The sequence below is a fragment of the Brevibacillus schisleri genome (assembly GCF_055685845.1).
Window position 1 is genome coordinate 4,553,073 of record NZ_JBVNDM010000001.1, and the last position, 16,956, is coordinate 4,570,028.

A 16,956-nucleotide genomic window follows, 5' to 3' on the forward strand; every position below is an offset into this window, starting at 1 on the left:
GCATATGCAAATTCGTCAACATTAATCAGCCGCGCTGGTTCGAAACCAATCCCGCCACCAGCCCCTGCAAACCGTTTCCTTGAAAAAAACTTGTCACATTGAATGCCAAAGCATGTACCATCAAAGTCATGACCGTAGCTGTGTCATCCTCCACGTCCTCAATTCCAAACATCCCGTTTTCATTCAATACTGGCGCGAGTCCAGCCGGCAGGATTTCAAAACATACCTTTAGCGCCTGCTCTTGTAGATAGTTGAAATCTTGTTCAGAGATATTGGACAGTTGTTCGATTGCACCAGTAATGTTGATATCATCAACCTTAACGTCCTCTGGAGATTTAACGTTGTTCAACTTGAACCCAGCGAAGAGCGGAGCAAGAATTTTTGTTACCTTGATTAGCACGAAGGAGCCTGTTCTAGCCGAAAATTTTTTGATCCGGAAAGTACGTTCACCGATTTGCACGTCTTTATGTTTAATTTGCATATCAATTCCTCCTCAAATTAAAGAAGGGCCATGAATTGGCCCTTTATTACGAAACTGTCATGTCAACATCTGCCGCCATCAAGTTCCAAGTTACCTGTTGGCCTTGAGATTGATAAGGTCGGTCAGGAAGTTTTTGGAACGAAACACCTGTGGAGCGAATCAGATCCTGCATTGCGGGTGAACGAATCGTGATTTTGATTTGTGCCCACTGATTCGTAGGGGCTTGCTCCAGGTAGTTGTACAGTTTCAATAGCCATTTATTTAGTTCGGATGTTTGCTGAGCGGAAATAGCATGCGCTCCATTTCGACCCATGATTTTTGACACCATGATAGAGCCATCCGCAGCCACATCGTGCGAAGAACGGTCTGTGGTCATCGAAGTGGAGATACTCCCCAAACCGTTTCCAGTTGCCACATATTGCCCCATAGACGGGTGTGAAATGACCATGGATACATCTGCAAAGCTATAAGTTGAGTAGGCCATACTCTATTCCTCCTTCCTAACGATTCACAATAACGTTGATAACTGCATGCTCGATTGCTCCAGCCATTTTAACTGGCACATAAATAGGTGGAGCCTTCCTAGCTTCACGGTCAGCCTGAGATTGGCTTGCAATACTCTCAGCCAACACCAAATAACCCTTGGTCAATACATCGCCTCTTTGCAGCGTCAAGACAGCGTTTGCGTTCCAAACGCCAGGAGCCAACGCGCCACGCGTCACAGATTTCTCACACTGATCCTCGATAGCGCTGATTAATAGTGAAAGTCCGTCTTCTGTTTGCGGAATCTTTGCAGCTTGCACCAATGCGTTTGTAGCTCCAATTTGGATTTCAGCAGTCAACACGTCCAAGTTCAATACTTCATCGAAATGAGTACCATCAGCCATAGTGCCTTGTACCAGCAGTTGATAACTTGGTCCATACGTCGTAAACACATTTCCGTTTATACCCAAGATGTAATTGACTTGCGTAGTGTTCAAAACTTCTGGAGCAACTCCTACCAGCGTTTTATAGGCAAGCGTGAAAGAGGAGTTAGCTCCACCAGTATTCAGCCCCATCGCTTCTCCCATGGCGGCAGCTCCTGCATGAGCAGTTTTGCTGTAAATGCCAAAGGTACGTTTGTAGCTGGCGCTTTTAAGGGTTTCCATAATGTTTCCTGCTGTTCCACTCGCAACATCGGCATCTGCTGTTGTGTAAAAATACACAGACTCCGGTTTCATCGCTTCTACAGCAGCAGCTACCGCTGTAATCTCTGCTTTTACTGCATCTACTACATAACATGCATACCAGTCGTTATTTGCAGCGCGGCAAGCATCTACAGCCTCAACAGCAGTCTCGCTACCAGTTTCATCCCATCGACCGATTACCACTTTTGATGGAGTAGGGTTTTGGCTGAAATAGAGTGTTGCAGCCGCATATTCCGGTTCTGTTCCTGTCCATCCACCTGACTTCATATCTGCAACACTTGAATAGATTTTCACGCGGTCAGTTGCTGAAATGACTGTGGATGTTCCAACAATCAGGCCAATATTAAATGTTCCAGCACTTTGTGCAGTAGGAGACACGGTCACATTGACTCTTACGATATCATCAAGAGATTGTGCCAAGGTTAACCACCTCACTTGTTTGGAATGACTTGAATATCCGCTGATTGGATGTAGTTAACTTCCGTCGAACGGACAACTTTTTCGTTAAATTGTGCGGTGAAACTTGTGCGTTCCCACCATTGCCCTGCAAATAACTCAGGCAAGCGAAATGGTGCGGAAACGTTTGTTACTAACGCCAACGGCGCGAACGTTTCGGGCTTCAAATGCAAGCTGTTACGAATCCTATCAGCATCATCAAAGCTGCTCGGCCCGTAAAAAGTCCATGACACCTGAATAACTCGTGTATAGCTCGCTGATCGTGTCGCGGTTGTTTGGGTTGCTTTGGTGTATGAGATTTCTGCTTGGTGTGCGATCGGATCATCAGCTAGCGTCACAAGAATAAATCCGACATTATCCGTGCGTTTCCATGCGGGCGCACCTTCTGTCGGGTATCCTATGCGAATACGTTTTTGACTTTCTTTAGCTGTTGGATCGAGTCCAAGGTTTTGAATTGTGCAATTCCAGAAGATGTTCTCGATATCTGAGAGTTGAAGTACACTGTCTGCCATTTAATCACCAGCCATTCGTTCGGCAACAGCTTTCCAATAGCCGTAATCACCATAAGGGAATACCTTTTTTACCCTGTACCGTTCCCCGCGCCATTCAATTTGATCGGATGTGCCTTCTTCATTGGTTGTATTGATAGAGACAGTTGAGTAAAAGCTCATCATCCCGATTACACGGTCGCCCTCTGGCAATTGCTCCAAGGTTTTTGCATCTGCCACGGTGATTACACCCAACATTGTGATGGTTGTTTCAGTTTCTTCAGGACGTCCAGCGATCCATTCGTTCGACTTGCGATGGACGATGAACGTCTGGGCAAAATCAGGGTCAGTAATGACTTCACTGACGTTGAGCACACTATCCCTCCTTAATAACGAAGGTAATGGCTTTACGCATTTCTCCCTCGTTTATCAAAGGTCTATCGCTGCCTTTTTTCTTGATGGTTGATGGTGCATTTGGTTCCCACCCATTTGCGGGATTAGTGAACCAATCTCGAGCGAAGTTTTGCCCCATTAACCCGGCTTTGACTAATTCAGATTGTGGGTCCTGTCCATTCAGAGCTGTTTGCAACACATTTTTCAGTTGTCCAGCGATGGCTTCCTTGTTATGTTCGATAGCTGGCTCAAGAACTGGACGTGGAGGAGATTGCCAAAGTGGAGAACCGTAAGACTGTATCCACAATTGATATGCCTTGCTATATGACATCTCGCCACTTTCCACAGCAGGGTTCATTTCCTCTCGCATAACTCTCTGTCGAATGCCATGGGAATGGATATAGAGCAGCTGAGCATTTGTAATTGGTTCACCGTGTTCTTCGGGTCTCTCTGAACCTTCAGGAATCCCTACAAACACTTGCCTTTTCGCCAACTCGTCAAAAGCTTTCTTGATCTCATTGGTTTTATCAATGCCAGTCGTCACTTGGGAGAACGCACTAAACATGATGTATCACCTCAATACACATACATGCTGCCTTTTCCGACTATTTTCCCGATAGTCGCAAGCTGCTGTCCAAAGGTGGTAAGTTTCCATGCTGCCCAACCATCTAAATCATTCGCCAAGAATGAATAGTCTTTGCTTATAGAAACATCCCCAACAGATTTAGAGGTAATCAGTCCTCTTGATTCTCCGGCTTTTAATACACCTGCAGCACCACTATTCGGGTCGGCTGTTCCCTGTACATAAAGCGTAAGGAAATGAGCGATAAACCAGCCCATAGCGACTTTCCAGTATGCATGCCATCGCGCTTCCAGGATACAAGCATTGGCTAGATCGATGTACATTTGTACAATCTCTAGGGGAATAACTGTTTTCCCATTAGGATCTAGTCCAAACTGAGGATACATGGCAATAAAGTCGTTATAAGTAAATGGGGGATTGGTCCCAGTTCTTACATTGGAAGCAATCCCGATAATATCTGACACACTCATGTTGACGTTATTTGCTATGGACATATGATCTCACCCGATTCTATTGGGCTTCGCCGTCATTATCTTCCTTTTTGCGGCCGCGCTGAGATTTAGCAGCATCAGATTCAGCAACTTTTTCATCCTGCTTTGTTTCAATTACAGAAACTTCACCAACGCTACTTGCCAGTTGGAACATAACAGAGTGAGCTACCCAATCTGGAACAGTAGCGAAGTCATTAGATCGAACAATAACGGCAGGCTCTTGGCCTGCCGGATGGTCGAATTTGAATGCTCTTTTCGAGAAGATACGCATGATTTTGTGTCCTCCTTAAATTCCGTCCATGTAACGGATGCAAGAATTGTACAGAACTTTTACCTGGCCCAGTTGCGCAGCGTACGCTGTCAGATAAGCCATTTCTGTGACTTGCGGTTGAGTCATAACCCGGCTTAGAGGAACTGGCAGATCGAAGTTAATCCGGTCCTCTTCGTTCACATAGGCGACCATTCGATCTTTACTACCAGTTCCTGCTGCCGTGCACCAACGAGAAGGAACAATAACTAATTCCACGCCCTGGTTACGAGCGATATTATTTTCCTCAAGGTATTTCAAAATAGAAATGTTTCCTGCTTCACTCACTTTACGCCCAACAAGGTAAGCATATTGTTGTGGTGGTACGAGAATGTGGTTCGCCATCCCCGTCAAATCATATTCAGAAGCCGTCCACGTCTCCACGATGAGTGTGTTGATATCATCCAAAATCTCATCCGGCGTTTTGCTGCTCCAGTCCGCTTTACCAGATGCACCGTTTGGAGCTGCTGATGTTACAACGTTCGGATTATTTACAAGGCCATACACCCCCATAGACGGAAGACCTGTATAGACAAGGTTATCGATCGATTTGTTGTAATTCAAACGAATCCCCTTATCCAAAATGTCATCCAAACTACGCCCAATATTTTGGAGTTTGGCTTGATCAACGAAAGGAACCTTTAAAATATTTGCAAATGAAAAGACCTTGTATACATCCTTGCTCACATCTGCTTGCATGATTGGGATGTCATTGGTTTCTCCACCGATTATTCCACTTTCGTTCCCACCAGTAGTCGCGTAGTCAACAAAGGTGTTAGATGTGAAATCTACCCATCCTCCACCAGTTTTTGCTACGATGTCACGCGTCCACGTCACGCTTTGGAGTGGTTCAAGCAATCGAGGATCGCGTTTTTCCAATTCTCCAATAAGAAAAGTCATTCCGGAACCGATTGCTGCGTCATTCGTCGTGATACCACGGCTGTTCATCATGCTGCCGCCAGGTACTGGTAAAGTAAACACTCTTTGAGATTGATTAGTTGCCAAGTTCATTTTTTGTTTCCCCCTTTATTACGGATTTACCCGGGTCAGAATGGTTACTTCTGCTACTTTGTTTGCATCTAATTTACCAGTTGTCCATTTCAGATTCGGAATGAGTACTGTATTCGCTCCGTCCGCAGCAGCTTCGAACTCTCCAACAATACCGTTAGGAATACTTGCGTTCGCTGTAATACGAATGTATACGGCTCCTCTGGCTTTTGGTGTACCGACGTTGCATGCTACTGTCAATGTTCCGCGAGATGCTACATCGCACGGTTGACCTGGAGCATAGAATCCTTGAGCATTGAAATAATCTGTACTTTGTTTAACTTCGCGTACAGCAATACCTGCGAATGTATCAGCAGTACCAGCTGCGCCAAACTTGGAATATGTGTTGTCATCGTTGAGCACAACAGGATCACCAAAGTTGATTTTGGCTGTGTCTGTTGGTTTTACGACCCGATTGTCAATGATCGCGTCAGCACTACGAGAGACATTCCCTGGATAACCGAGATTAAGAGATTTACCAATTACTTTTCCTGGCATGTACTATCATCCTTTCTGTGCGCGATTAGGCGCGGTCTTTGTAATGAGGATTGAATTTCTTAGCCCATTCTTTGCCGAGTTGCTCATGATCGATTTGTTTGCTGTCAGCAGCTTTTTGTTTGTCATTTGCAACTGAACGTTGTCCTCGTTGGATTGCTGCGTATGTGTTATTTCCTGATTTCTGCTTGATACTTGCGATCGCTGCGTCTGTGGCCACTTTGCGTTGGGCTGGATCAGGGATAGCAGCAATAACTGGCTTAATTGCTTTCAGTGCCGCGAGCTTGTATGCATTGTCCAATGCGCTGTGCGGGCGTTCTTCAGCAGGAGCAACTGGACCATCTTCATCCATCATGTTTTCGACTGGGATAGTGTGGCTTTCTTCCTCATCGTCTTCAGCTTGCTTTTCCTCTTTTTCGAGTTCACTAATCAGTTCATCGATAGCGTCTTCTGGCTTTTCATCAATTGCCGGTTTCGAAAGTGCAGTTACGATTTCTGTGAGCTTTGCTACTTGCTCGGTTAACGCTTGAATGGCTGGATCTTGAGAGTCTTTTGTTTCTTCATGTCCAGTCTGTTCTTCATCTGACATTCCTTTTTCCTCAGCCATGGCGCTTACTGCATCCATGATTTCCTCTGGTTCCGCATCTGTAGCAAACTGTTTAAGGCCGAGTGCAGCCAGAAAATCAGTCACTAGTGATTGCTTTTTTTGTGGCAATTTCAATTTCTTTTGCATTAATCTTTCCTCCTTGTTTTTGGAATCTTGTATCGCAACACGATCACCAGCCCTGCCGTTTTTTACAACAGCAACATGGTTACCGCGAATCTCCTTTTGTTGATATGTTCCATCACTCATTGCTTCATAGGTGCATTCATATCCGCAGGAGACTTCTCTTTTGCCTTCCTGAATCTCACTGATTAGCGACTGATCGTAAACAACCAAATCAGCCATCAGAAGATCGATATTCTCGTCCCTTCCTTGCCGAACATTTTGAACAGCGCCTTTTGTGTACCAAGTTGCATTCTCTGAAGACAGTGCGACTGGCGGGTGCTCATCAGTAAGGATTTTCCCTTCAAAACTGGCGATTGCAGCAGGATTGAATACTTCCTCTGGGCTGCGATAAACTTTCACAATCTTCCCTTGGTCACCTATGCCAAGTTCGCTATCCAGGTACTCATACCATCCGGTTCGTGCGATCGGCACGTTATGACAGATCAAGAATCCTTCTGGGGTTTCCGTCATGTTTTTACTGAATCGTGAACCGTAAAATGCTCTCATGACTCTGCACCTTGTTCTGAAGCAGAATGCTCTTCGCTCGTAGCGTGTTCGCTACTGGAGTTAGTACTAATCACCTGCAAAATGGACGCAGATTCAAATGTTTGTTCCACGCCATCTATTGTTTTCGTAAAATTTATCAAGGTTTTTCACCTCCTTTCAGGCAATAAAAAAAGAAGCTTTCTCAAAGCTCCTAATTTGCATAAACAATGTATAAATGGTCGTTATCGATGGGAAATACTCATGATACAAGTCTCTTAAAACCGCGATATATCAACGTTTTCGCATTATCATTGCGTCCGATAACCTGCATTATGGTAAACGTAGCATGCATAAGTTTGTATAAAACTTTACGCTCCGTTTAGGATATCCCCATATTCCTCACATGTTCTTATCGAACTGCTCTCGCCTTTTAACTACAGCATCAATTTCGTTTATTTCCACTACGCAGACTCCGATGCATCGCCCAGGATAGCCGGGATGCGCCTCATTTATCGTCCGCCATTTCGAAAGCAACGCTGTCACTTGCGCTTCGAATTCATCCCATTCTGACGGATCGCTCATGGCGTACCACCCTCCTACATGATTCTTTCAAACTGTTTGCGTGTCATTCGATGGATGCTTCCGTTGTAATACACCTTTGCTGGCCAACTCACCAAGCTCAAATCAATCACAGGTTCTGGATAGCACCTACAGTTGAAGATTTCACCAGCATTGTAATTGCCAAAGGTACGAGTTTGACCATCTAGCTTTTCAGGAGACGGAGGAGCGTTCCATTTCACCAAAACGCCGTCCATGATCTTATGCGAGTTACGCACCCTTGAATCTTCACTTGTTCTCCAGATATACCAATTAGCCCCTACCGATTCGGCACGAGCTTGTGTTAGTGCTGTAGAGGTCTTGCTGACTTCTGTACGAGCGATTAGGTTTGCTTTGGCCTTAGTCGCTTCGGGAAAATACGACTTGATCTGTTTGGCAATCTCGTCAGCACGCGTTCCCTTCAGAACTTCCCTAAGAACATGCTCATTAACCTGATTAGCCAAGGTGATTGGCAAGGAACGGATGATTTCAGCATTCCGTTGAACCTGTAAATGAACAGCTATACCAATCGGACCGTGCATTTCACGTAATAGCGCCTCATAGATAGCTCGTCCATGGCTGTTGTGCTTAGCAGCTTGTCTCCATGTTCGGCCTGCATCACTAAAGAGGTGAGTAACCATTTTCAATGCTTCTGCTTCGGCATACTCGATGAATCCAGGAGTGTTTACGTAATTCCTGATCCGCCTAAGAATTTCCGAGGCGTCTTCTAATCCCGTTAAGGACTCGCCTAAACTTACTAACGCCCGTTGAATCGCTCGTCGGTAGGCTTGTTCTATACGTCGTTTCGGTGCCCATAAATCCGCCATAGTCTAAATCACCACCAAATCCTAACTCGCCCTGATGAGTGGTTTCGTCTGCGCTCTCAATATCCTCATCCGTAATGTTGCTGAACATGCCAGTCGTGTCGGACATTTGTTTCAGTTCCTTCATGGCGATCTTTTGGCTAATAAGACCCGCGTTATACGTCTCGATAATCGATTTCGTTTTCTTGTCAGCAAGGTCTGCAATCTCTTTGTCATCCGGTGTTCGTATTGGGTTAAAGGCATAATCTAGGTCATCAGGAACAGCGCCAAACTCAGACATACACATGATCGGTAGCAGCTTATCAAGGATTGGCCCTAAAACCGATTCCTGCTGCTGCTGAACGATTTCATAGTAGTTCTGCATATCTGACTCACCCGTAGCATTCATTCCAGCAGGAGCCCGACCAAATAGTTTTGTAACTGGAATCTGACAGGCTCCTGCAACGTCCAGCATGAAACTCTCGTAGATGTCGTTGAGGCCAGAGAAAGTGTATTGATGAGTAGCAAAATCATCTTCGTGACCTAATACGTATAGGCCCATATTGGACATGAGCCAATTTTGTGCAGTCACTGTGTTGTAAAGATCGCGTTGTGCTCGCTCATCACCTATAGACAACGCTTGGTCCATGTCTTTCATCTTTAGCACTCGGAGATTTGCCAAGAATATGAGTTGGGCAATGTTCCAGGATGTATTGTCTCGTTTCTTCAATTCATCAAAGACTACCTCAACCTCAGATGCGCCCCAATATACCTCAGCAAGCTTTTCCCAATATGGCAACTCACGACCCATAAATCGGATAATCCGGGTGTGATGGACCCTTAATGTCTGACCTTCTTCAAGAGTCAATTGGTACGACTCAGGTAAGCCGAACTCCGGGTCATCTAAGTCATCGACTAATTCAGGATTGGGGTATATTCCTGACCATCGATCAACGATCATCAAGCCCTTTAACGAGCCCGGCATAATTGTATCGTAGTCCAATGGTTCATACAGGATGTCTTCGTGACCCTCTATCATGATAAGGCCAGCAGCACCGCCATACAGCCGACCCCACTTTAGCCCCTGAAGTATCTTTTGTCGTATCCTTCTCACGCGCCATAGCTTGTCCAGTTTTCTGATCTCATCAGGCGGCAGCTGCGTTGTAATGCTGATCCAGTTCCTCGTCATGTCCTCGGGTATCGTGTCGATAATCTTGCGCACGATCCAATGACTTCGATACAGACTGTTCATGAGTTGATAATCTTGAGATAGCCGTGTGATCGGATATTCAGTACCTTCAAGCAAGTTAGGCGTGCCGAATCCCATGCGCGCTAGGACGTTCTGAAATGCGTCTGTCGTCAGCCCTTTAGGTTGCTTAGGTTCAATCTTCTTTGGAGTCTGTTTAGCGTCCGCCACCACGTTTCTGGTCTTCTGCTTGTGTTTACGTCTGCTCAATGATGTCCCTCCTTTCTTAGCCAGCCAAACGGCGCGGCGTGATGATTGTCTTTACGAAATATCTCGTTCCATCCATGCAGTGGTCATTCTTTTTAACTGGCTTTTCTATTCCACTCTGTTGCGCCTTTTCGTCCCAAATGTAACTAGCCCGTTCCTTCAAGAAGTTAGGGCAATTGCGTTTATGGACCTTCAACTTTCGTTTTAGAATCATTGTTTGTGTCATGCGAATGCCATCTTCCACATCATTGTCAGCATCCTTAATTCTGTATCCACGATTGCGGAGAGTGGCCTTAAAGCTTGCTGCGGATGGGTCAATGATTGTGAATGACGGAATGAATTCCTTACCAACAAATTCTTCGAAGTCATCAGCGTATTGTGAATCCTCTTTTTGAATCCCTTTAGCGCGACCATCATAATAGTATTCGTTGAGAATCCAGCATGTATCTCCGTCATCATAGACATCCAAAAACACCGTCGCGTTTTGTGTACCGTGGTCAACAGTGATATACCGTCTAGATCGATGTTTGAAGCCCGGAGGCAAGTCCTCATCATCGAATGTGTTTTCGTCATCATCCCACATATCGTAGATGATTCCTTGTGCAAGCACCCACAGACCGAGTATGAAGCGCTTGTAATAGATTCCACTGTACCTGCTCATATACCGTTGTCTTGTCTTTGGTGACAGGGAAAGATTATCATCCATCGTAAAATGGATGTGCAGCACGTTCTTCTCTTCTGCTTTATCCAACCATTCCACCTTAAACCAGTGATATGGTCCGGCGGGGTTGCAGTTGAACCAGAACTTATGTCCATCAACAGAACAACGCAAGGTAGCCTGATTGACAAATGACTCAGGCATTAGAGCTACTTCATCAAAAAAGACCCCTGCCAAGGTGAGTCCTTGGATGAGGTCTTGCGAGCTTTCGTCCTTACCGCCAAACAAATAAAAGTAATTTGATTTTCCTTTGAAGGTGATCGTTAAGTAGTTTTCAGACCTGTGATCCTTTACTTTGTACCCTCTACCCTTCAATGTGCGTTTCAGCGGTTGAACAACGTTCCTACGAAGAGAACCGATTGTTTTTCCACATAGAGCAAGGTTTTGCCCAGCAAATGTTTCCATTCCCCACATCACAAAAGAAAGGGACATGACCACTGTTTTCCCAGCGCGGACGGAGCCATCACAGATAATGGCATCCTTGTCTTTTACAGGAGAACCAGATCGCCACCAAGTCAGAACCTTGAGTTGTTTTTTCGAAAGAGGGCTCCACCTAAACGATGCCTCTTTAACTTTTCCCATCTACATCATCACCTTTTTCCCTCCTAACAAAATGAATACCGTATACATCCTAAGGTTACATAATGTATATTATCGGGACTCGAGCCATCACCACAAATGCGATAATGACGCCATTTACCGTACATGTGGATAACTGGTGTTTATGCATCTTTTATGCAAAACGCTTAACAATGCGGTTTACAGCGTTTTGTGTCAATTATTTCCCGAGCTGAAAATGTATATATCATGCATAAATTTTATCCCTCGTTATCCTCTTCATGGTCATCCCAAATCTCTTGCACCTTTCCATCAAGTGCCTCAATGAAACCATCGTCTTCACTTTCCTCTTCACCTTCACCAAACAGTCGCCGTTGATCCATTTCGATCTTGGCGCGGTCTTTTTCGTCGACGACACCAAGCGTTTGACGCTGTATCTTTTGGAGCTTTTCCATAGCCGAAATGGTACTCAGAAGCTTTGATTCGTTGAGCGATTCCAATACGGTTACTTCAACCTTCTCGTCGAATACACCAGAGCCATAACCGGAACGGATCTTCTCTACGTATTTATAAAACTGTTCATCATCTTGAAGCGATTCTTCAATAACAGAAAGAAGCTTATCAGATACTCGAAGGTGACGTGCCGTTATACGTGCTATGTCATCACTGACTTTCTCAGCTGTCTTTTCTATGGTTTTTTCTACGACAGTCCGACGATGATTCTCGCGTTTTTCAGTCCACTGATACCGTACTGCGTAATCCCTAACCGTGGGATATGGAATGCCGTATTTTTCAGCAAGACTCTCCATACTGCAAGGTTTCCTCCGAATATCGGTAACATACTCATTCTCTATCTCAGTCCACGATATATCTTCAGCTTTCCGATCCATTCTATCGGAGCGTTCCGTTCCTTTTTTCGTTCCGTTCCGTTCCTTTGATTGGAACGTTCGGTTTGTTCCGTTCTCCCACTTGTCCTTGTTCTTCCACCCTCGGACAGTGCCTTCAGATATGCCGAGCTGGTCAGCTATAGCCTTTAGCTTGATTTCACCATCAGCTTGTTTCCATAGCTCAAATGCTTTGTCTCGGTTTGGATCTCTTGCTCTTGCCATTACATAATCACCACCACCGTTTGTTTTATTTATCTAACGCTCATTCAGCCATTCGACCCTTGTACACCTGAGACCGATTTTTGTGGGGGAGTTATATGTGGTAACGACATTCGCTTTCCCCAATGCCCGTTAAAACTGAATAGTTCACAGGGAGTCAAATCGTTCAAAACAAAGTTTCCCCGGACGCATTCCCACCGATCAACTTCTCCGTGAATCACCGTCTTATCTGGCATGAGTTTTGTAGGGGTTATATATTCTCTGAAAAATACACATTGCCGACATGTGTTCTCTTGGACTTTCTTCAGGACTTTTTCATGTTTCTCTTTAAATGGCCACATTAATTACCACAACCCGTTTTTAATTTACAAAAGAAAAAAGCACCACTAAGGTGCTTATAAATTCAGAGGCTTGTCTCGTACTTTTCGCGGCTCTTCATTCACGTCTTCCAGAGCAGCTATGTGGCTAGGATTTATTGCAAATCCAGAAAAATAAACTATCCCATTAATCAAAGTGCCATCTTTGTGCGTTAAGAAATCCTTGTTAAGGGTCTCCATTTCATATGGCACAATGTACTCTTTCCCATTACTTAAACTCACTCTCGTTTTCAATACAATCCCTCCCTTTGTGACTAACTTCGACATCAGGAAGGTTTTTCCTGTTACTTTTGGCTATTCACCCCACTTACTTCGGCGTGAGGCTGCCGCCACGATCCGATCCTTTCACCACTGTGGTCGCGGTTGCCCGAGGTAGAACGGGTATGAGCTGCGCTTGGTGTTTATGATCATGGATGATCGCAACCAGGATTGGAGTAATCGAATTAAGAAGCACACGAGACAAAGATTAAAAACGTCGCAACATACCCTCACAAAGTTAGTCCCTGTTTCCTATACCCCTATTTACCATGATCGTCCACGCCTTCTTTCCTGACGATTGCGTGGTTGAAGCTCATTACATGGAGCCATACGTCTGAGAAATTTTAATAACCATTTCATCAGTCCCACCTCCAATAAAAAAACCGCCCATTTCTGAGCGGCTTTACTCGACCGGGATATCCACGATCCCTTGTTAAGTTCCAGGAGTCGAACATTTCCCTTTACCTTGGCTTATATCCTAGTTTATACTAAAATTTTTGTGCTGTCGGTAGCATCGTGGTAGCATGTTTTGTTCTCATCTGGCACTTTTCATTTTCTGGAGATTTGGCATCTTCCGTATTCCACTAGACACCCGTTTGATATGTGCGTAGCTGTATCCCAATTTATCTGCAATCTCATGCAAGCGCATATTCAACTTGTCCCTCATAAAAGCTACCTTGTAGTCCAAGCCATCCATTTGTGCCAAAATCGCATCTAACTTACCCAGCGTCTCGCGTTTTGCATTGAGCTGCTCGTCCACCTGTTGAATCATGGTATCGATCTTATTCATCCGTTCCACGATCCGATCCAGAGTATATGGAACGAAATTCGACTGCACCCGATCTTTTGAATAGTCAACCGCGCCCATTCCTTTTGGTGCTGTTGAATTCATGCTCTTCAGGAGAAATCGCCTTTCTGTGAGTAGGTCATTCATCCTAGTTTCTAACATATTGATTTCTGCTACCAGTTCGCTATAGGTGTGACCAAAGTTATCTATCACAGTCAAGCTATCCCCTCCCTATTGTTCCTGCCTAGCAGGGATGTTCTGCATTTGCGGCATCGTTTCTTCAAGGTGCATGGCGCAATTAAGATTCCAGGCTGCTGCCGCCAAATGATCCTCTTGAGTATCGCCAGCCATATACTGAAAGATGTGCCTCAAAGCACTGTCCATGAATTCACCGATCGGCATTCCCTTTTCCCAATTGCGTCCATCGCCGTATTTTATCTCCCCTAATTCACTTCGCAATGCTATTCGGCGCATTGCTATGGGTGAGAGTAAATCATATCTGCCTTTACCTGGTGCGCGATCTCGCTTTGCTCCCGTTTCAAACGTTTTGTGTTGTCTATCATCTCGGATTCCAGCAGGCATCATTGTTCCTATCTCTGAGCTAGTTCAAAACGATATTTTTGACCTGTCGGATTCTCCTTGCCTTCCTCAACCTCTGAAAGAAACATTTCTAGCGACCTAACATACATGTCGTTATCACCGTACAAAGCATGGTACACCACCATCAATTCGCACGTTTCTGAGTGTTCAGCCAATCCGACTGCATAATAAAGGTTACCCTTGTAATGTCGATACAATGAGTGGTGTTGAAGCTGAAATTGAAGTTCTCTCAATTGTTTTCCCTCCATTCTTATCACACGAAATAGTATGTTAAATTAACCAATACCACTTTCCATGTTTCTTGAACTCTTTGAATTCACGATCGCTTTGTTCTAGGTTTTCCCAAGATTTAGCATAAGCTTGGGCTGCATACACCGTATCACCGTCTGACGACGTAGCTAAAACTTTATGGCCGAGTTGATACTTTAGCATAGCTACATCAAATGACACTGGTACTGCATTTTCAGGAATCTGTATGCTTTGCATCGAATCAGCTCGCTTCCTTGGATTTCATTATCGAGTCAAAGTGCCTGCTATAAAAACTCTCTATGACAACTGCCAACGCCGATTCCCTTGTTTCCTCTGTGCCGAACGCTTTGGACATATATACTCTGATTTCTTCCAGTCTCATTTCAGCGATTTTCAGATTAAGGTCATCCATAACCTTCCCTCCTCATCACAATTCCTCAAATATCCATCCCCCGGGATTTCACAATCTCCAAAGCCTGCGGTTCGCTGAAGCCAGCTGCAACCAGTGCATCAAATCGTGCCTTAAACAACTTCGAGGACTCTACATACAATTTAATTTGGAAAGGCATTTGCGCCACTAGGCCGTCGATTAACATTTCCCATTCAATTGGTGTTAGCTTTCCGTTAGGCTTATCCATACCACACTCTCCTCATCACAATTTCTCTTAAATCCGCAGCTTCCTTAGTGCTTCTACAGCCTCTTCAGCAGTTATGAACGCTCCACCAAATAGATGAGCTGCATTATAGATTTGTTCCTCTAACACATCATCAGAAAGATCTACCATGAAAATCCCGAAAAAGCCAAACCCTTCACGAATATTTCGAAGCGCCTTCTTCTTTTTTCGTTTCCATTGAAGCCTGTCCCACCATTTCATTGACGGCACACCTCATCACAATTCTCTTTTGTTAAATAGCCTCTTTAGCTTTGATGTAGACCCGAGCGTATTCAGCAGCCAAGTCCTCCGATCTGAACATTGAATCGGCGAGAACAGTCCTAGCGTGTTTGCTTCGATAAACGGAGGCATTCACTTCATATCCATCTGCAAAGGTTTCGTGATCCAGCCAAATGCCTTGTTTCCGCGCTTCTTCGATTAGTCTTATCATTCCATCCCCTGTAGTGGAAAACTTAGGCTCATCGATCACATGGCCATTCTCATCGCAAAAGATTCCATCGTACTCTGACACCCTCCACCCAAGAGCCTTTGCGACTTTCAAATCCAACTCACGTCCTGCTAGCATCCCGTCCCCACCCTTCAATGAAACTTACCAATTCTACAGCTTCTGGATCGCTTGATTTTTTAAGCACAGCAAGCATTTCAGGTGCTTTTTGGATAGCCCGCACTTCATTGTTTGGCTTGGGAGTGTAAAGTGCTCCAATCCACTTCCCTTCCTCAGATAGAATGTTGATTCCAGTGTTTCCGCTACGACTTAATTGCCAGTTCATCCCGTTCCCCTCCCTATGGAGCCATGTCGCTCATGTGTTGAGCGCAGTCTTCGCATTCAAAATTTTCATCATCAAGCTTTAGGAGTCTTTTACCATCAATAAAGTTCTTGCATGCCACACATTGCTTGCTGTCGTCCTTCTCATCAAACTGTCCAATGTCTTCTCCGTAGCTGCCCAAGTAAACTCCACGATCATGGTTCCAGCAGTTCTTGCACATCTTCTTTCCTGGAGCAAAGTCGAACATGTGTGACGGTCGCAGATTCTTTGCTATCTCGCCGCACCATCCGCATTCGCCGCCGTTTTCATACTCAGCCTGAATTTTCTCCAGTTGTTCCGGTGTCAGCTCCACCGTCCCGACGATCTCTGCTTCCCCGATCTCGATGCGATTTGGTAACCCATCGTATGCGTATTGATAAAGTGGGTCTTGTTCGTCGCATCCCATATAGATGTAAAGCCGATCTTCCACTAGCAACAGGTTATAAGTCGTCATCCAAAACACTCCCAGGAATAATTTTTGGAATAATTTACGTGAGTTTTGACAACTTTCAAGTCTTCATGAACACTTGCTGCAACATCTTCGAAGCTCCCCACATTGATTGCATTTTGGTATTACATGATGCGAATCCATCAAGCAAAATATCCGCATGTTATTTTCAAAGAACTGAATTTCCGTAATAGCCTTAATCACTACCCCATGCGGAAAATTGGAATATGGAACAATGTCACCGATCATAATGTTTTTCCCTACTGGTAGATCAACAAATGATCTAAACGCTTTTGCCATCGCTTTTCCACCTCGTTTTTCAAAAGTAATGTTTTGTAA

The 16,956-nt window shown here is 44.7% G+C and carries 28 protein-coding genes; all 28 read right to left on the minus strand.

All coding sequences use genetic code 11. From position 1 onward, the window contains the following. Positions 1–25 precede the first annotated feature (25 nt). Positions 26–481, minus strand: a complete 456-nt coding sequence (locus ACUUHJ_RS21395; protein WP_472299863.1) for a phage tail assembly chaperone — start codon at positions 479–481, stop codon at positions 26–28. Between the two features lie 46 nt (positions 482–527). Continuing rightward, positions 528–965, minus strand: coding sequence for a tail tube family protein (locus tag ACUUHJ_RS21400; RefSeq protein WP_472299864.1), 438 nt, complete (start codon positions 963–965; stop codon positions 528–530). 16 nt (positions 966–981) lie between these two features. Then, positions 982–2,088, minus strand: a complete 1,107-nt coding sequence (locus ACUUHJ_RS21405) for a DUF3383 family protein (protein ID WP_472299865.1) — start codon at positions 2,086–2,088, stop codon at positions 982–984. 11 nt (positions 2,089–2,099) lie between these two features. Beyond that, positions 2,100–2,636: a phage neck terminator protein gene (locus ACUUHJ_RS21410; protein WP_472299866.1), complete on the minus strand. Its 537-nt coding sequence runs from the start codon at positions 2,634–2,636 to the stop codon at positions 2,100–2,102. Next, entirely contained in the window at positions 2,637–2,987 is a 351-nt protein-coding gene (locus tag ACUUHJ_RS21415) for a hypothetical protein (RefSeq protein WP_472299867.1), read from the minus strand. A gap of 1 nt (position 2,988) precedes the next feature. Beyond that, positions 2,989–3,570 (minus strand): hypothetical protein, encoded by a 582-nt coding sequence (locus ACUUHJ_RS21420; protein WP_472299868.1) that lies wholly within the window; start codon positions 3,568–3,570, stop codon positions 2,989–2,991. 11 nt (positions 3,571–3,581) lie between these two features. Further along, complete coding sequence (locus ACUUHJ_RS21425; protein WP_472299869.1) at positions 3,582–4,082, minus strand: DUF4054 domain-containing protein; 501 nt, start codon at positions 4,080–4,082, stop codon at positions 3,582–3,584. A 16-nt stretch (positions 4,083–4,098) separates the two neighbouring features. Next, positions 4,099–4,350, minus strand: a complete 252-nt coding sequence (locus tag ACUUHJ_RS21430) for a hypothetical protein (RefSeq protein WP_472299870.1) — start codon at positions 4,348–4,350, stop codon at positions 4,099–4,101. 15 nt (positions 4,351–4,365) lie between these two features. Next, a complete protein-coding gene (locus tag ACUUHJ_RS21435; protein WP_472299871.1) occupies positions 4,366–5,397 on the minus strand; it encodes a DUF2184 domain-containing protein in 1,032 nt (343 codons plus the stop codon). An 18-nt stretch (positions 5,398–5,415) separates the two neighbouring features. Beyond that, positions 5,416–5,931, minus strand: coding sequence for a structural cement protein Gp24 (locus tag ACUUHJ_RS21440; RefSeq protein ID WP_472299872.1), 516 nt, complete (start codon positions 5,929–5,931; stop codon positions 5,416–5,418). A gap of 25 nt (positions 5,932–5,956) precedes the next feature. Beyond that, complete coding sequence (locus tag ACUUHJ_RS21445) at positions 5,957–7,204, minus strand: DUF2213 domain-containing protein (protein WP_472299873.1); 1,248 nt, start codon at positions 7,202–7,204, stop codon at positions 5,957–5,959. Continuing rightward, entirely contained in the window at positions 7,201–7,344 is a 144-nt protein-coding gene (locus ACUUHJ_RS21450) for a hypothetical protein (RefSeq protein WP_472299874.1), read from the minus strand. The genes ACUUHJ_RS21445 and ACUUHJ_RS21450 overlap by 4 nt, the downstream gene beginning before the upstream one ends. A gap of 238 nt (positions 7,345–7,582) precedes the next feature. Then, the gene (locus tag ACUUHJ_RS21455; protein ID WP_472299875.1) at positions 7,583–7,765 is read right to left on the minus strand and encodes a hypothetical protein; all 183 of its coding nucleotides are present in this window, start codon (positions 7,763–7,765) and stop codon (positions 7,583–7,585) included. Positions 7,766–7,779: 14 nt separating this feature from the next. Then, positions 7,780–8,421, minus strand: a complete 642-nt coding sequence (locus ACUUHJ_RS21460) for a phage head morphogenesis protein (protein WP_472299876.1) — start codon at positions 8,419–8,421, stop codon at positions 7,780–7,782. Between the two features lie 64 nt (positions 8,422–8,485). Beyond that, positions 8,486–10,039, minus strand: coding sequence for a phage portal protein (locus tag ACUUHJ_RS21465; protein WP_472299877.1), 1,554 nt, complete (start codon positions 10,037–10,039; stop codon positions 8,486–8,488). A 16-nt stretch (positions 10,040–10,055) separates the two neighbouring features. After that, positions 10,056–11,336 carry a PBSX family phage terminase large subunit gene (locus ACUUHJ_RS21470; protein ID WP_472299878.1) on the minus strand — a complete coding sequence of 427 codons (1,281 nt, stop codon included), beginning with the start codon at positions 11,334–11,336 and terminating at the stop codon, positions 10,056–10,058. Positions 11,337–11,572: 236 nt separating this feature from the next. Then, entirely contained in the window at positions 11,573–12,421 is an 849-nt protein-coding gene (locus tag ACUUHJ_RS21475) for a phage terminase small subunit-related protein (protein ID WP_472299879.1), read from the minus strand. Between the two features lie 392 nt (positions 12,422–12,813). Beyond that, positions 12,814–13,029: a hypothetical protein gene (locus ACUUHJ_RS21480; protein WP_199927639.1), complete on the minus strand. Its 216-nt coding sequence runs from the start codon at positions 13,027–13,029 to the stop codon at positions 12,814–12,816. 559 nt (positions 13,030–13,588) lie between these two features. Continuing rightward, a complete protein-coding gene (locus ACUUHJ_RS21485; RefSeq protein WP_472299880.1) occupies positions 13,589–14,059 on the minus strand; it encodes a hypothetical protein in 471 nt (156 codons plus the stop codon). 12 nt (positions 14,060–14,071) lie between these two features. Then, entirely contained in the window at positions 14,072–14,425 is a 354-nt protein-coding gene (locus ACUUHJ_RS21490) for a dATP/dGTP diphosphohydrolase domain-containing protein (RefSeq protein ID WP_472299881.1), read from the minus strand. Positions 14,426–14,430: 5 nt separating this feature from the next. Beyond that, a complete protein-coding gene (locus ACUUHJ_RS21495; protein ID WP_472299882.1) occupies positions 14,431–14,673 on the minus strand; it encodes a DUF1653 domain-containing protein in 243 nt (80 codons plus the stop codon). Between the two features lie 37 nt (positions 14,674–14,710). Next, complete coding sequence (locus ACUUHJ_RS21500) at positions 14,711–14,926, minus strand: hypothetical protein (RefSeq protein ID WP_472299883.1); 216 nt, start codon at positions 14,924–14,926, stop codon at positions 14,711–14,713. Between the two features lie 4 nt (positions 14,927–14,930). Then, positions 14,931–15,101: a hypothetical protein gene (locus ACUUHJ_RS21505; RefSeq protein ID WP_472299884.1), complete on the minus strand. Its 171-nt coding sequence runs from the start codon at positions 15,099–15,101 to the stop codon at positions 14,931–14,933. 25 nt (positions 15,102–15,126) lie between these two features. Further along, complete coding sequence (locus ACUUHJ_RS21510) at positions 15,127–15,327, minus strand: hypothetical protein (protein WP_472299885.1); 201 nt, start codon at positions 15,325–15,327, stop codon at positions 15,127–15,129. A gap of 27 nt (positions 15,328–15,354) precedes the next feature. Next, a complete protein-coding gene (locus ACUUHJ_RS21515) occupies positions 15,355–15,564 on the minus strand; it encodes a hypothetical protein (RefSeq protein WP_472299886.1) in 210 nt (69 codons plus the stop codon). 31 nt (positions 15,565–15,595) lie between these two features. Next, positions 15,596–15,928, minus strand: coding sequence for a hypothetical protein (locus ACUUHJ_RS21520; RefSeq protein WP_472299887.1), 333 nt, complete (start codon positions 15,926–15,928; stop codon positions 15,596–15,598). Continuing rightward, on the minus strand, positions 15,912–16,133 hold the full coding sequence (locus ACUUHJ_RS21525; protein ID WP_472299888.1) for a hypothetical protein: 222 nt from the start codon (positions 16,131–16,133) through the stop codon (positions 15,912–15,914). The genes ACUUHJ_RS21520 and ACUUHJ_RS21525 overlap by 17 nt, the downstream gene beginning before the upstream one ends. A gap of 13 nt (positions 16,134–16,146) precedes the next feature. After that, complete coding sequence (locus ACUUHJ_RS21530) at positions 16,147–16,623, minus strand: hypothetical protein (RefSeq protein ID WP_472299889.1); 477 nt, start codon at positions 16,621–16,623, stop codon at positions 16,147–16,149. Positions 16,624–16,956: the final 333 nt, after the last annotated feature.

What these genes read in the sequence shown, in the direction of transcription:
- ACUUHJ_RS21395 (WP_472299863.1), bottom strand. Translation starts at nt 481, where the DNA reads ATGCAAATTAAACATAAAGACGTGCAAATCGGTGAACGTACTTTCCGG.
- ACUUHJ_RS21400 (WP_472299864.1), bottom strand. Translation starts at nt 965, where the DNA reads ATGGCCTACTCAACTTATAGCTTTGCAGATGTATCCATGGTCATTTCA.
- ACUUHJ_RS21410 (WP_472299866.1), bottom strand. Translation starts at nt 2,636, where the DNA reads ATGGCAGACAGTGTACTTCAACTCTCAGATATCGAGAACATCTTCTGG.
- ACUUHJ_RS21420 (WP_472299868.1), bottom strand. Translation starts at nt 3,570, where the DNA reads ATGTTTAGTGCGTTCTCCCAAGTGACGACTGGCATTGATAAAACCAAT.
- ACUUHJ_RS21425 (WP_472299869.1), bottom strand. Translation starts at nt 4,082, where the DNA reads ATGTCCATAGCAAATAACGTCAACATGAGTGTGTCAGATATTATCGGG.
- ACUUHJ_RS21430 (WP_472299870.1), bottom strand. Translation starts at nt 4,350, where the DNA reads ATGCGTATCTTCTCGAAAAGAGCATTCAAATTCGACCATCCGGCAGGC.
- ACUUHJ_RS21435 (WP_472299871.1), bottom strand. Translation starts at nt 5,397, where the DNA reads ATGAACTTGGCAACTAATCAATCTCAAAGAGTGTTTACTTTACCAGTA.
- ACUUHJ_RS21440 (WP_472299872.1), bottom strand. Translation starts at nt 5,931, where the DNA reads ATGCCAGGAAAAGTAATTGGTAAATCTCTTAATCTCGGTTATCCAGGG.
- ACUUHJ_RS21445 (WP_472299873.1), bottom strand. Translation starts at nt 7,204, where the DNA reads ATGAGAGCATTTTACGGTTCACGATTCAGTAAAAACATGACGGAAACC.
- ACUUHJ_RS21455 (WP_472299875.1), bottom strand. Translation starts at nt 7,765, where the DNA reads ATGAGCGATCCGTCAGAATGGGATGAATTCGAAGCGCAAGTGACAGCG.
- ACUUHJ_RS21460 (WP_472299876.1), bottom strand. Translation starts at nt 8,421, where the DNA reads ATGGTTACTCACCTCTTTAGTGATGCAGGCCGAACATGGAGACAAGCT.
- ACUUHJ_RS21470 (WP_472299878.1), bottom strand. Translation starts at nt 11,336, where the DNA reads ATGGGAAAAGTTAAAGAGGCATCGTTTAGGTGGAGCCCTCTTTCGAAA.
- ACUUHJ_RS21475 (WP_472299879.1), bottom strand. Translation starts at nt 12,421, where the DNA reads ATGGCAAGAGCAAGAGATCCAAACCGAGACAAAGCATTTGAGCTATGG.
- ACUUHJ_RS21490 (WP_472299881.1), bottom strand. Translation starts at nt 14,425, where the DNA reads ATGATGCCTGCTGGAATCCGAGATGATAGACAACACAAAACGTTTGAA.
- ACUUHJ_RS21500 (WP_472299883.1), bottom strand. Translation starts at nt 14,926, where the DNA reads ATGCAAAGCATACAGATTCCTGAAAATGCAGTACCAGTGTCATTTGAT.
- ACUUHJ_RS21505 (WP_472299884.1), bottom strand. Translation starts at nt 15,101, where the DNA reads ATGGATGACCTTAATCTGAAAATCGCTGAAATGAGACTGGAAGAAATC.
- ACUUHJ_RS21510 (WP_472299885.1), bottom strand. Translation starts at nt 15,327, where the DNA reads ATGGATAAGCCTAACGGAAAGCTAACACCAATTGAATGGGAAATGTTA.
- ACUUHJ_RS21515 (WP_472299886.1), bottom strand. Translation starts at nt 15,564, where the DNA reads ATGAAATGGTGGGACAGGCTTCAATGGAAACGAAAAAAGAAGAAGGCG.
- ACUUHJ_RS21520 (WP_472299887.1), bottom strand. Translation starts at nt 15,928, where the DNA reads ATGCTAGCAGGACGTGAGTTGGATTTGAAAGTCGCAAAGGCTCTTGGG.
- ACUUHJ_RS21525 (WP_472299888.1), bottom strand. Translation starts at nt 16,133, where the DNA reads ATGAACTGGCAATTAAGTCGTAGCGGAAACACTGGAATCAACATTCTA.
- ACUUHJ_RS21530 (WP_472299889.1), bottom strand. Translation starts at nt 16,623, where the DNA reads ATGACGACTTATAACCTGTTGCTAGTGGAAGATCGGCTTTACATCTAT.